Below are 13,273 nucleotides of genomic sequence, written 5' to 3'. Positions count from 1 at the left end.
TATCGAGACGGCGGGCCTTGCAGGGTGCAGGCGCACTCGCCACCCTGCCCTCTCGTGTGTTCGCCCAGACCGCCGCCGCCGCGCGGCCACGCCTGATGCAGGGCGTCCAATCGGGCGATGTCGGGAGCGACGGCGTGACCCTGTGGAGCCGCGCCGACCGGCCGGCACGCATGATCGTCGAAAATGCCACGACCGAGAGTTTCACGGACGCCCGCCGGATCGAGGGGCCGCTCGCGCTCGAAGGGACCGGTTTCACGTCACGCCTGCGTCTCGGCGACCTGCCGCCGGGACAGACGATCTTCTATCGCGTTGCCTATGCCGATCAGGTCGACGCGAGCGCGACGAGCGATTGGATGCAGGGCCGCTTCCGCACGCCTTCCGCGGCCGCAGGAGATGTGAGCTTCGCATGGTCGGCCGACACGGTCGGCCAGGGCTGGGGCATCAATCCCGACATCGGCGGCATGACGATCTACGAGGCGATGCGGTTGCTGGCGCCGGACTTCTTCGTTCATTGCGGCGACACGATTTATGCCGACGACCCGCTGGCATCCGAGAAGAAGCTGCCGGACGGGCGCCTCTGGAAGAACCTCACCACGGAGGCGAAGTCCAAGGTCGCCGAGACACTTGCCGAGTTCCGCGGCAATCATCTCTACAATTTCCTCGATGCCAACCTGCGCCGCTTCAATAGCGAGGTCCCGATGATCGCCCTATGGGACGATCACGACGTCGTCGACAACTGGTTTCGGGAAAAGCATCTCGATGCAGATCCGCGCTATGGGGAGAAGAGCGTCGCGGTGCTGGCGCGGCGCGCCGAGCGCGCCTTTCGCGAGTTCATGCCCCTCGCCGACGGGCTCGACGGGCCGATGCGTCTCTATCGCAAATTCTCGTTCGGTCCGCGTCTCGATCTCTTCCGCCTCGACATGAGGGGGTTTCGCGCCGCCAACGGCTTCAACCGGCAAGAAGTAACGGGCAAGGACACGGCCTATCTCGGCCTCGAACAGGTCGGATGGCTGAAACGGGCGCTCAAATCCTCGACGGCGACATGGAAGATCGTCGCGGCCGACATGCCGCTCGGGCTCGTCGTCTATGACGACTGGCGCCGCAAGTCCGGCTTCGAGGCGGTGGCCAATGCCGATGACGGGCCGCCGCTCGGGCGCGAGCTGGAGATCGCCGGATTGCTGTCGTTCATCAAGCGCGAGAACATCCGCAACGTGCACTGGATCACCGCCGACGTGCACTATCCCGCCACCCATCGCTACGATCCCGAACGGGCCGCCTTCCGGCACTTCACGCCGTTCTACGAATTCGTGTCGGGCCCGCTGTGCGCCGGCGGCTTCGGCCCAAACGCCCTCGACGGCACGTTCGGCCCGCAGGTCGTATTCCAGAAAGTGCCGCCGCCAGGCCGCTTCGATCTCTCGCCGCTCGAAGGCTCCTGCCATTTCGGCCACGTCAGGATCGACGGAAAGTCAGGCGTGATGACGGTCAGTCACCGCGATGCGGGCGGCGCGGTCATCCATTCGCTGGAATTGATGCCATCCTAGAAACAAGCACTCAGTCATCCTGAGCGCAGCGAAGAATCTCACGGCTGATAAGGAGTCCGCCGGTCGCCCCGCCAGGTCCTTCGCTGCACTCAGGACGACAGTTGTGAACGCGGCGCGACGCCGTCCCGCTTCAAGACTGATAATCCAGCCCGATCGTGCGGTAGTGCGAGGGATCCTCGGCCCAGCGCTCGCTCACCTTCACGTGCAGGAAAAGATGCACCGGGCGCTCCAGCATCTGCGAGAGCTCGTGACGCGCGCGCGCGCCGATCTGCTTGATGCGGGCGCCCCCCTTGCCGAGGAAGATCGCGCGCTGGCCATCGCGCTGGACATAGATGATCTGCTCGACCCGGACGCTGCCGTCGGGGCGGTCCTCCCACTTCTCGGTCTCGACCGCCGCCTCGTAGGGCAGTTCCTGGTGGAGCTGCAGGAACACCTGCTCGCGGGTCACCTCCGCCGCCAGCAGGCGCAGCGGCAGGTCGGCGGCCTGATCCTCGGGATAGAGGAACGGCCCCGGCGGCACTGCCTGTGCGAAGGCCGTCAGCAGATCGCCGATTCCATCGGCCTTGAGCGCGCTCACCATGAAGGTGCGCTCGAACGGCACGATGGCGTTCAGCTCGGCCGTGAGGGCCAGCAGCGTCTCGCGCGCCACCAGGTCGATCTTGTTGAGGACCAGGAAGCGCGGCGTCTTCGAATCCTTCAGCCGCTCGGCGATGGCCTTGGTCTCCTGACCGATGCCACGCTCGGCATCGACGACCAGCGCCACCAGGTCGGCATCGTCGGCGCCCTGCCAGGCGGCGGCGACCATGGCGCGCTCGAGGCGGCGCTTGGCGACGCGGAAGATGCCGGGCGTATCGACCAGCACGACCTGCGCCCGCGACGGGCCCTCACCGGTGTCGGGAAGGTCGGCCATCGCGATGCCGATCACGCGCATGCGCGTGGTCTGTACCTTGGGCGACACGATGCTCACCTTGGAGCCGACCAGGCCGTTCACCAGGGTCGATTTGCCCGCATTCGGTGCGCCGACGACCGCGACGAACCCGGCCCGCGTTGCAGCTGTGCTCATGGCCCGTTCAACCTTTCCAGCAATGTCATGGCAGCGAGCCGTTCGGCCTCGCGCTTGCTGCCGCCACGGCCGCGCGCGGGATCGTGCCCCTTGAGGATCGCGTCGACCACGAAGACCGGCGCATGCGGCGGCCCCTCGCGATCGATCTCGAGATAGACCGGCAGCGGAAGGCGGCGCGCCTGCGCCCATTCCTGCAGCGCCGTCTTGGGATCGCGCGGCACCGCCACCCGGCTGCTCAGCCGGTCCCCCCACAGCACGGCCACGCTGGCCGCCGCGGCTTCGAGCCCGGCATCCAGGAAGATGGCGCCGAGCAGCGCCTCCAGCCCATCGGCCAGGATGTTGGGCCGCACAGTGGTGCCCGCGGTTCGCTCCGAATCGCCGAGGCGCAAATGGTCGCCGAGGCCGATTTCCGTGGCGATCTCGACCAGCGTCTCCGCCCTGACCAGCGCCGCGTGTCGGCGCGCCAACTCGCCTTCGCGCTCGTTCGGGAAGCAGCGCAGCAGGAGATCGGCCATGGCGAGCGACAGGACGCGGTCGCCCAGGAATTCCAGCCGTTCGTTGCCGTTCGGGAAGGCCGCCTTCAGCTCGGGCCGGCGGTCGAGCGCGCTGCGATGAGTGAGCGCTTCCGAAGCCAATTCGGGATGCGCGAAAACATGACCCACACCCTTCGACAGCGCCGCGAGATCGACGTCTGTCGAATTCAGTGGATTGCCATGAAGAAGCGGTTCCAGCGTATCGCCTCGGGCCATTTCCACGGCTCCAGCCAACCTGCGGCCGATGGATCGTGTGAAAAGAAGATGAACTCCGCGCGTCCGACCAGGTTCTCGGCGGGCACGTACCAGCCGAGCTGGTCGCGATCGCGGGTCGAGCCGGAGAAGTCGCGCAGCATCAGCCGCGTTCGACTGTCCAGCGAGTCGTCGCGATTGTCGCCCATGACGAAGTAGCTGCCGGCCGGCACCAGGAATTCCGGCGTGTTGTCGGCCATGCCGTCGTCGCGATATTCGAGCACCGTGTAGCGGCGGCCGTTCGGCAGGGTTTCGCTGTAGAGCGTCCCCTTCTGGTAGTGGCCGTTGTTGCCCTTCACATGATCGCCGACCTTCAGGCGGTCGACGGCCACGCCGTTGATGTGCAGCAGGCCGTTGGTCACCTGGATGCGATCGCCCGGCATGCCGACGATGCGCTTGATGTAGTCGGTGCGGTTCACGCCCTGGCCCTGGTCGCCGGGATACTTGAACACGGCGACGTCACCCCGCTCGGGCGGCGAACCGAAGATCCGGCCCGAGAAGACGCCAAGCGAAAAAGGGAAGGAATGCTTGCTGTATCCGTACGAATACTTCGAGACGAACAGATAGTCGCCGACCAGCAGGGTCGGGATCATCGAGCCGCTGGGAATGTTGAAGGGTTCGATGGCAAAGGTCCGGACGACCAGTGCGATCAGCACGGCATAGACCACCGTCCGGACGGTTTCTGCCCATCCGCCGGTCTTTTCCTGTGCTCTCTTCCGACGCTCAGCCACGTCCGTCATCGCCGTACCAGTTTGAACGAGCCGCGGCTATAGCAGGGCCCGGCGCCCCTGTCTCCCGCCCCGACCGCGGCATGGAAGCCCCGGCGATCGCTAAAAATCTGCCGCAGTTCATGGATTGGGCACCGCCGAGATGATCACGACGGCTTGCGCCAGCGGGTATTCGTCCGTGATGCTCAAGTCGATTTGGGCCGTCATGCCGGCTGGCGTAATCTTCTGCAGCCGTGCCAGCGCCCCGCCGGTCAAGGCCATGGTGGGCTTGCCGCTCTTCTGATTGATCACGCCCATGTCACGCCAGAAGACCCCGGCCCGCAGGCCGGTGCCCAGCGCCTTGGCGCACGCCTCCTTGGCGGCGAACCGCTTGGCGTAGCTTGCGGCCCGGGTCGCCCGACCCTCCGAGCGCTTCTGCTCGACCTCCGTGAAGACACGCTGGATGAACCGCTCGCCGAAGCGCTCCAGGGACTTCTCGATGCGCCGGATGTCGCAGAGATCGTTGCCAAGGCCGATGATCACGCGGGCGCCCCCCCGGCCCGGGCGGCATCCATGATGCGCCGCATTTCCCGGATCGCCGGTTCGAGGCCCACGAAGATCGCCTCGCCGATCAGGAAATGGCCGATATTGAGTTCGCGCACTTCGGGAATGGCGGCGATCGGCCCGACGTCGGCGTAGCTCAGCCCGTGGCCTGCATGGCACTCCAGGCCGAGTTTCGCACAAAGAGCCGCCGCTTTGCGGATGCGCTGCAGTTCCGCCTGCTTAGGCGGGCCCTCGATCTCGCAATAGCGGCCCGTATGCAGTTCGACGACCGGCGCGCCAAGCGCGACGGCCGCCTCGAGCTGGCGGGGATCGGCCTCAATGAACAGCGAGACGCGAATGCCGGCATCGCGCAGCCGGGCGATCATCGGCCTCAGGTGATTGTGCTGGCCGGCGGCATCGAGCCCGCCTTCGGTCGTTCGTTCCTCGCGCTTTTCCGGCACGATGCACGCGGCGTGCGGGCGATGGCGCAGGGCAATGCCCACCATCTCCTCGGTAGCCGCCATTTCGAAATTCAGCGGCACCTTGAGGTCCCGCATCAGGCCGTCGATGTCGGCATCGACGATATGGCGCCGGTCCTCGCGCAGATGGGCGGTGATGCCGTCGGCCCCGGCCGCCTCGGCCAGGCGCGCCGCCCGCAGGGGATCGGGCAGATGCCCGCCGCGCGCGTTCCGCACGGTGGCGACGTGATCGATGTTGATGCCGAGACGCAGGGGATGGGGCGCAGTCATACGCAACTTTCGCGGAGAGAGGTCGAGGAAGCCGTCAATTGCGGGCGCGTTCGACGGCGTTGATGGCGGGGGTGGCGCGCAGCGCCGCGGTGATGTCGGCCAGGTGCTTGACGTCGGATACCTCGACGTCGATCACCATGTCGAAGAAGTCCATCGACCGGTTGACGATGCGCAGGTTGGAGATGTTGCCCTCGTGGCGGGCGATCACCGTCGACAGGCTGGACAGGCTGCCGGGCTGGTTGGCGACGGTGATCTTGAGGCGGCCCGTATAGACGCCGCCGCCACCCTCGCTCACCGAATCCCAGCCGACGTCGATCCAGCGCTCCGGCGCTTCGGAGAAGCTCTCCAGCGTGGCGCAGTCGATCGTGTGGATGGTGACGCCCTTGCCGGTCGTGATGATGCCCACGATGCGGTCGCCGGGCAGCGGGTGGCAGCAGCGCGCGAAGTGCACCGCCATGCCCGGGATCAGCCCGCGGATCGCGATCTGCTCGCCGTCCAGCTTGCCCGCCCGCCCGCTCTCGCCCGCCTTGCCAGACTTGCCGGTGCGGGCACGCGAGATCGGCACGACGTCGGCACTGCCCTTCCGCGGCTGCTTCAGCCCCGGATAGACCGCCGTCAGGACCTCACGCGCGCCGACCAGCCCGGCGCCGACCGTCGCGATGAGATCGTCTGTCGAGGCCTGCTTGAAGTTGAGGCGCACACCCTCGAGGCCCTTCTCGGTGACCTCGTAGCCTTCCTCGTGAAAGGCCTTGTCGAGCAGCGACTTGCCCAGCTGGATATATTGCTCGCGCTGGCGCGTGCGGATGAAGCGGCGGATCGCGGCCTTGGCCTTGCCGGTGACGACGAAGCGCTCCCAGGTCGGCGACGGCGTCTGCGCCTTGGACGTGATGATATCGACCTGGTCGCCGTTCGAGAGCTGCGTGCGCAGCGGCAGCATGCGGCCGTTGATCTTGGCCCCGACGCAGGTGTCGCCCACCTGGCTGTGCACGGCATAGGCGAAGTCGATCGGCGTCGCGCCGCGCGGCAGGGCGATCAGCTTGCCCTTCGGCGTGAAGCAGAACACCTGGTCCTGGAACATCTCCAGCTTGGTGTGCTCGAGGAATTCCTCCGCATTGGGCGCCTTGTCGAGGATGTCCATGAGGCTGCGCAGCCAGGCATATTGTGGCGCGTCTGTGGATGGGCCGCCTTGTTTGTAGATCCAATGGGAGGCCACGCCGCGCTCGGCCTGGTCCTGCATCTCCTCGGTGCGGATCTGGATCTCGATGCGCTGGCCGAGCGGGCCGATGACTCCGGTATGGAGCGAGCGGTAGCCGTTGGGCTTGGGAACCGAGATGTAATCCTTGAAGCGTTGCGGCAGCACCTGATAGCGGCCGTGCAGCAGACCGAGCGCCTGGTAACACTGCGCCACGTCCGCGACGATGATGCGGAACGCCATGATGTCGGAGAGCTGCTCGAAGGACACGTTCTTCGTCTGCATCTTCCGCCAGATCGAATAGGGCGTCTTCTCGCGGCCCGAGACCTGGGCCTCCAGGCCGCCCTCCTTCAGCGTCCTCACCAGCTCGACCTCGATCTGGGGAACCAGCTTGTCGCCGCGCTCCCGCAGATAGCCCTGGCGCGCCAGCACCGAGGCCCGACCGTCGGGATTGAGTTCGGCGAAGGCCAGCTCCTCGAGTTCGCGCTTCACCTTCTCCATGCCGATGCGCGAGGCGAGCGGCGCGTAGAGGTCCATGGTCTCGCGCGCGATTCGACGGCGGCGCGCCGGCTCCTTGATGTGATGGAGCGTGCGCATGTTGTGCAGGCGGTCGGCGAGCTTCACCAGCAGCACTCGGATGTCCGACGACATCGCCAGCACCAGCTTGCGCAGGTTCTCGGCTTCCTTGGTGCTCTCCGACTGGATCTCGAGGCGCGACAGCTTGGTGACGCCGTCGACCAGCCGGGCGATGTCCTCGCCGAACAGGCTGGCGATCTCGTCGCGCGTGGCGTCGGTGTCTTCCAGCGTGTCGTGCAGCAGCCCGGTGACGATCGAATCGGTGTCGAGTCGCATCTCGGCCAGCAGGCCGGCGACCTCGACGGGATGCGAGAAATAGGGGTCGCCCGAGGCGCGGAGCTGGTTACCGTGCTTCTTCAGGCCGTAGACATAGGCACGGTTGAGAACGTCCTCGTCCGCATCCGGATCGTAGGACTGTACGCGCTCGACGAGTTCGAATTGGCGAATCATGGCAGTCGCCCACTATATGGGGACGATTGCGCTCACTCCACGACGATTGCGCGAATAGCAGGCTGAGCGCTTTTAGGGCTCAGCCTGCGGCCCGGCTATTCGGCGACGTCGTCTTCCTCGGCCATCGGCAGCGCCTTGGGCTGGGCGGCTTCCGCACCGCCCTGCGCCAGCGCCGCGGCCAGCTCCTGCTCCAACTCGGCCATCTCGTTGACCTCCTCGGGCTTGTCGACGTCGGCGTGCTTCTGCATGCCGGAGATCAGGGAATCCTTCAGGACCACCTGGTCGAGCTTCACTTCCGCGATCTCGCGCAGCGCCACGACCGGATTCTTGTCGCGATCGCGGTCGAGCGTGATCTGCGCGCCGGCCGAGATGTCGCGGGCGCGCTGGGCGGCAAACATGACCAGTTCGAAACGGTTGGGGACCTGCACGATGCAGTCTTCGACGGTGACACGCGCCATGTCGGGAACCTCAAAATTTCCTGGAAGCGGCGGGTTATACTCGTCCCTGTCCAAAAGGCAAGCCGGCGGGCCCAAAGGGCTCGGCAATCTGGTCGGGAGGTAGGGCTGTCAGCAGCTCCCGGATGGAGGCGCCCGAGACCGGATGGCGCCAATCCGGCGCGAGATCGGCCAAGGGCCGCAGCACGAAGGCCCGACCGGTCATGCGGGGATGCGGCAGCGTCGCCCGCGAAGGCCCCGGAGGCGCTGTTTCCCGACGAAAATCGAGCAAATCCAGGTCGATCAGTCGGGCTGCATTGGGCACGCTGCGGACACGGCCGAACAGGTCCTCGATCTCATGCAGGACGGCCAGCAGCTCGTCCGCCCCCAGCGAGGTGGCGATCTCGGCCACCACATTGACGTACCACGGCTGGTCCGAGGCCGGCACCGGCGCCGTCCTGTACCAGCGCGAGTACCGCAGAACGCGCACTTGGCGCCGGTCCACCTCGAGCAGCGCGGCCTGCAGGGTCTCGCGAGGCGAGTCATAGGACGGGTGGGGCAGATTGGCTCCGGCCCCTATAAAAATCGGTCGACGGTTTCCGTTGTCCACCAGCAAGCGCCCTCAACCTCTTGTGATCTATGGGTGAAATACCTACTGTTAATATACTTTCGGTAGAGCGTGGGCTAACAGCCTCGGCTGCCCGCATTTTTTTGCTCGACCTGCGCATATTTTTTTCAAAAGGGCATGATCGCCATGAAGGGCCATTTTTACGAGAACGAGCGCGCCGCGCTCTTCATCGACGGCGCAAACCTCTACTCGGCCGCCCGCGCCTTGGGCTTCGACATCGACTATCGCCGCCTGCTGAACGTCTTTCGCGAAAAAGGACATCTGGTCCGCGCCTATTACTACACGGCGCTGGTGGAAGATCAGGAATACTCGCCCATTCGGCCGCTGATCGATTGGCTGGACTATAACGGCTACACCATGGTCACCAAGCCGGCCAAGGAATTCACCGATGCCATGGGTCGCCGCAAGATCAAGGGCAACATGGACATCGAGCTGGCCATCGATGTGCTCGAAATGGCCGACCATCTCGACCACGTGATCCTGTTCTCGGGCGACGGCGACTTCCGCCGGCTGGTGGAGGCCGTGCAACGCCGCGGCATCCGGGTCTCGGTCGTGAGCACCATCAAGTCCGCGCCGCCGATGGTGGCGGACGAGCTGCGCCGCCAGGCCGACGACTTCATCGAGCTGTCCGAACTCGCGCCCCTGATCGCGCGCACCCCGTCCGAACGCGCGCCCCGCCCGGCCGTGACGCCGCGCGAAGGCGACGCCGATATCGACGATGCTCCGCCTGAGTCGCTGATGCGGTCGGCCTGAGGCCTCCGGCGTCAGTGTCCGCTCAGGCCTTCGAAGAGCCGCCGCTCGACTGCCCGCGCTGTCCGAGGCTCGCGGCTTTTCGCCACGACCTGCAGGGCAAGTTCCCGGACTGGAAGAATGCGCCGGTCCGGTCGTTCGGCAAGCTCGAGGCCCGGCTGCTGATCGTCGGACTGGCCCCCGGCATGAAGGGCGCCAACCGCACCGGTCGGCCCTTCACCGGCGACTATGCCGGCGACCTCCTGTATTCGACGCTGCTGAAGTTCGGCTTCGCCCGGGGTACCTACAAGGCCGATCCCGATGACGGGCTGCGGCTCATCGACTGCCGCATCGCCAACGCCGTGCGCTGCCTGCCGCCCGAGAACAAGCCCCTGCCCGTCGAGTTCACCGCCTGCCGGCCGTTCCTGCTGTCCGAACTCGCCGTGATGCCGAAGCTGCGGATCCTCGTGGCCCTGGGCAAGGGCGCCCACGACCAGATCCTGCGCGCCCTGACCGTGCGGCCGGCGGGGGCCTATCCGTTCATCCATGGCCGGCTGCACGAGCTTCCGACCGGACTGATGCTCGCCGACAGCTATCACTGCTCGCGCTACAACACGAACACCGGTCGCCTCACGACCGAGATGTTCCACCAGGTCTTCGACGGCGTCCGACGCGCGCTCGACGCCTGACGCTTCGCGCAGAAAAAGAAAAACCGACATCCCTTCGGCCGGAGCCGTTGGAATGTCGGTTTCTATGGTTGCGGGGGCAGGATTTGAACCTACGACCTTCAGGTTATGAGCCTGACGAGCTACCGGGCTGCTCCACCCCGCGTTAAATCGATCGCGCTGAGCGCGTGTTTATCGGGACTGTATTCCCTAGCGTTCGGAAGATCCGGCAGCGACCTACTCTCCCGTGCCTTAAGACACAGTACCATTGGCGCTGAGAGTTTTCACGTCCGAGTTCGGAATGGGATCGGGTGTACACCTCTCGCTAGAGCCACCGGATCGTCCGAACGCAAGGGATTGAGGTCTAAAGTCGTGCACAAGGCCATGCAGCGGATGTCGACCGCTGCACGGAACGAATGAAGTCAAGCCGATCGAGCTATTAGTACCGCTAAGCTGAATGCATCACTGCACTTGCACATGCGGCCTATCAACGTGGTGGTCTACCACGACTCTCAGCGAGACCTAGTTTTGAGGCGGGTTTCACGCTTAGATGCTTTCAGCGTTTATCCCTTCACTACATAGCTACCCGGCGCTACGGCTGGCGCCATAACCGGTACACCAGAGGTAAGTCCATCCCGGTCCTCTCGTACTAAGGACGGCTCCTCTCAAGTCTCGAACACCCACAGCAGATAGGGACCAAACTGTCTCACGACGTTTTGAACCCAACTCACGTACCACTTTAATCGGCGAACAGCCGAACCCTTGGGACCTGCTCCAGCCCCAGGATGTGATGAGTCGACATCGAGGTGCCAAACACCACCGTCGCTGTGGACGCTTGGGTGGTATCAGCCTGTTATCCCCGGCGTACCTTTTATCCGTTGAGCGATGGCCCACTCACGCGGAACCACCGGATCACTATGGCCGACTTTCGTCCCTGCTCGACTTGTCAGTCTCGCAGTCAGGCGGGCTTGTGCCATTGCACTCAGCAGCCGATTTCCGACCGGCCTGAGCCCACCATCGCGCGCCTCCGTTACTCTTTGGGAGGCGACCGCCCCAGTCAAACTACCCACCATGCAGGGTCCCGGATCTGGATGACAGACCGCGGTTAGACATCAAAGAACAAAAGGGCGGTATTTCAAGGTTGCCTCCACCAGAGCTAGCGCCCCGGTTTCAAAGGCTCCCGCCTATCCTACACATCCATTCTCTAATGCCACTGCAAAGTTGTAGTAAAGGTGCACGGGGTCTTTCCGTCTAACTGCGGGTACCCCGCATCTTCACGGGGAATTCAATTTCGCCGAGCCCATGTTGGAGACAGCGGGGAAGTCGTTACGCCATTCGTGCAGGTCGGAACTTACCCGACAAGGAATTTCGCTACCTTAGGACCGTTATAGTTACGGCCGCCGTTTACCGGGGCTTCAATTCAAGGCTTGCACCTCTCCTCTTAACCTTCCGGCACCGGGCAGGCGTCAGACCCTATACTTCGCCTCACGGCTTAGCAGAGCCCTGTGTTTTTGGTAAACAGTCGCCACCCCCTAGTCTGTGCCCCTCTGACGAGACCGTCAGAGGCCCCCTTATCCCGAAGTTACGGGGGTAAATTGCCTAGTTCCTTCAACATGGTTCCCTCAAGCGCCTTGGTATACTCTACCAGTCCACCTGTGTCGGTTTAGGGTACGGTCTATACGCTGGGGCTATTTCCTGGAACCCTTGGGCCGCCCGAGCATTCGCCAACGAGCTCGGGCCACTTTTCGGATCCGTCACCACCAGCAGGCCCACGAATATTGACGTGGTTCCCATCGTCTACGGCTGTCGCCCTCGACTTAGGGGCCGGCTAACCCTGCGCGGATTGACCTTGCGCAGGAACCCTTGGACTTACGGCGAAAGCGTCTCTCACGCTTTTTATCGCTACTTATGTCAGCATTCTCACTTCCGATACCTCCAGGAGCCCTCACGGGTCTCCCTTCACAGGCTTACGGAACGCTCCGCTACCACTCTTTCGAGTCCGCAGCTTCGGTGCATGGCTTGAGCCCCGGTACATCTTCGGCGCAGGATTTCTTAATTAGACCAGTGAGCTATTACGCTTTCTTTAAAGGATGGCTGCTTCTAAGCCAACCTCCTGGTTGTTTTGGAATTCCCACATCCTTTCCCACTTAGCCATGACTTAGGGACCTTAGCTGGCGGTCTGGGCTGTTTCCCTCTCGACGACGGACCTTAGCACCCGCCGTCTGTCTGCCGCGCTGTACTCGCCGGTATTCGGAGTTTGGTTAGGTTTGGTAAGACTTTGGATCCCCCTAGCCCATCCAGTGCTCTACCCCCGGCGGTAATCACACGACGCACTACCTAAATAGTTTTCGCGGAGAACCAGCTATTTCCGAGTTTGGTTGGCCTTTCACCCCTAATCACAGGTCATCCGATACCTTTGCAACGGTAACCGGTTCGGTCCTCCAGTGCGTGTTACCGCACCTTCAACCTGCCCATGACTAGATCACCCGGTTTCGGGTCTACTCCGTGCAACTAAGCGCCCTATTCAGACTCGCTTTCGCTGCGCCTACACCTATCGGCTTAAGCTTGCTGCACAGAGTAAGTCGCTGACCCATTATACAAAAGGTACGCCGTTAGCCTTGCGGCCTCCGACTGTTTGTAGGCGTTCGGTTTCAGGTCTATTTCACTCCCCTTGTCGGGGTGCTTTTCACCTTTCCCTCACGGTACTTGTTCACTATCGGTCACTGAGGAGTACTTAGGCTTGGAGGGTGATCCCCCCGTGTTCAGACAGGATTTCACGTGTCCCGCCCTACTCGAGTCTCCGACTGCTTTCTACCCGTACGGGGCTATCACCCGCTATGGCCACTCTTTCCAGAGTGTTCCGGTTCTTACAATCGAAGCACTGGCCTAGTCCGCGTTCGCTCGCCACTACTAGCGGAGTCTCTGTTGATGTCCTTTCCTCCAGGTACTGAGATGTTTCAGTTCCCTGGGTTTGCCTCGTTGACCTATGGATTCAGTCAACGATCATCCTGATGGATGGGGTTTCCCCATTCGGAAATCTTCGGATCAAAGTGTGCTGGCAACTCCCCGAAGCTTATCGCAGCCTGCCACGTCCTTCATCGCCTCTCAGTGCCAAGGCATCCGCCAAACGCCCTTATTGTGCTTAACTTCACGTTTTGTCAGCGATGGAACGATCTTGCGATCGCCCTATCGGCTCGTTCCGTGCAGGGGA

At 63.7% G+C, this 13,273-nt stretch carries 11 protein-coding genes, 1 tRNA gene and 2 rRNA genes; 3 read left to right on the top strand and 11 right to left on the bottom strand.

Annotated elements, in window-relative coordinates; translation table 11 throughout:
* The first annotated feature begins 17 nt into the window (after positions 1–17).
* Positions 18–1,541, top strand: coding sequence for an alkaline phosphatase D family protein (locus tag ACO07K_RS05930; protein ID WP_422034972.1), 1,524 nt, complete (start codon positions 18–20; stop codon positions 1,539–1,541).
* Between the two features lie 130 nt (positions 1,542–1,671).
* On the opposite strand, the gene era is transcribed toward ACO07K_RS05930, so the two are convergent.
* From era to folK, 8 genes are all read right to left on the bottom strand, one after another.
* Positions 1,672–2,604, bottom strand: coding sequence for a GTPase Era (gene era / locus ACO07K_RS05925; RefSeq protein WP_422034971.1), 933 nt, complete (start codon positions 2,602–2,604; stop codon positions 1,672–1,674).
* Positions 2,601–3,353, bottom strand: coding sequence for a ribonuclease III (rnc, locus tag ACO07K_RS05920; protein ID WP_422034970.1), 753 nt, complete (start codon positions 3,351–3,353; stop codon positions 2,601–2,603). The genes era and rnc overlap by 4 nt, the downstream gene beginning before the upstream one ends.
* On the bottom strand, positions 3,305–4,129 hold the full coding sequence (lepB, locus tag ACO07K_RS05915; protein WP_422034969.1) for a signal peptidase I: 825 nt from the start codon (positions 4,127–4,129) through the stop codon (positions 3,305–3,307). Before lepB ends, rnc begins: the two co-directional genes overlap by 49 nt.
* Before the next feature lie 108 nt (positions 4,130–4,237).
* Positions 4,238–4,639 (bottom strand): holo-ACP synthase, encoded by a 402-nt coding sequence (gene acpS, locus ACO07K_RS05910; protein ID WP_422034968.1) that lies wholly within the window; start codon positions 4,637–4,639, stop codon positions 4,238–4,240.
* Positions 4,636–5,388, bottom strand: coding sequence for a pyridoxine 5'-phosphate synthase (locus tag ACO07K_RS05905; RefSeq protein WP_422034967.1), 753 nt, complete (start codon positions 5,386–5,388; stop codon positions 4,636–4,638). Before ACO07K_RS05905 ends, acpS begins: the two co-directional genes overlap by 4 nt.
* A gap of 34 nt (positions 5,389–5,422) precedes the next feature.
* The gene (locus ACO07K_RS05900; RefSeq protein ID WP_422034966.1) at positions 5,423–7,606 is read right to left on the bottom strand and encodes a RelA/SpoT family protein; all 2,184 of its coding nucleotides are present in this window, start codon (positions 7,604–7,606) and stop codon (positions 5,423–5,425) included.
* 95 nt (positions 7,607–7,701) lie between these two features.
* Positions 7,702–8,064 carry a DNA-directed RNA polymerase subunit omega gene (rpoZ, locus tag ACO07K_RS05895; RefSeq protein ID WP_422034965.1) on the bottom strand — a complete coding sequence of 121 codons (363 nt, stop codon included), beginning with the start codon at positions 8,062–8,064 and terminating at the stop codon, positions 7,702–7,704.
* 34 nt (positions 8,065–8,098) lie between these two features.
* Positions 8,099–8,650: a 2-amino-4-hydroxy-6-hydroxymethyldihydropteridine diphosphokinase gene (folK, locus tag ACO07K_RS05890; RefSeq protein ID WP_422036634.1), complete on the bottom strand. Its 552-nt coding sequence runs from the start codon at positions 8,648–8,650 to the stop codon at positions 8,099–8,101.
* A 144-nt stretch (positions 8,651–8,794) separates the two neighbouring features.
* Here folK and ACO07K_RS05885 point away from each other — a divergent pair, with 144 nt between their 5' ends.
* Positions 8,795–9,421 (top strand): NYN domain-containing protein, encoded by a 627-nt coding sequence (locus tag ACO07K_RS05885; RefSeq protein ID WP_422034964.1) that lies wholly within the window; start codon positions 8,795–8,797, stop codon positions 9,419–9,421.
* Positions 9,418–10,086 (top strand): uracil-DNA glycosylase, encoded by a 669-nt coding sequence (locus ACO07K_RS05880; protein ID WP_422036633.1) that lies wholly within the window; start codon positions 9,418–9,420, stop codon positions 10,084–10,086. Before ACO07K_RS05885 ends, ACO07K_RS05880 begins: the two co-directional genes overlap by 4 nt.
* Positions 10,087–10,151: 65 nt before the next feature.
* Here the strand turns inward: ACO07K_RS05880 and ACO07K_RS05875 are convergent.
* The 3 genes from ACO07K_RS05875 to ACO07K_RS05865 form a co-directional block, all read right to left on the bottom strand.
* A tRNA-Met gene (locus tag ACO07K_RS05875) sits at positions 10,152–10,228 on the bottom strand.
* Between the two features lie 58 nt (positions 10,229–10,286).
* Positions 10,287–10,401 (bottom strand): 5S ribosomal RNA (gene rrf, locus ACO07K_RS05870).
* Between the two features lie 79 nt (positions 10,402–10,480).
* A 23S ribosomal RNA gene (locus ACO07K_RS05865) occupies positions 10,481–13,210 on the bottom strand.
* Positions 13,211–13,273: the final 63 nt, after the last annotated feature.

The organism is Reyranella sp. (assembly GCF_965228225.1).
In the GTDB taxonomy this organism is placed as follows: Bacteria; Pseudomonadota; Alphaproteobacteria; order Reyranellales; family Reyranellaceae; genus Reyranella.
This window is presented reverse-complemented; position numbering and strand designations above follow the sequence as displayed.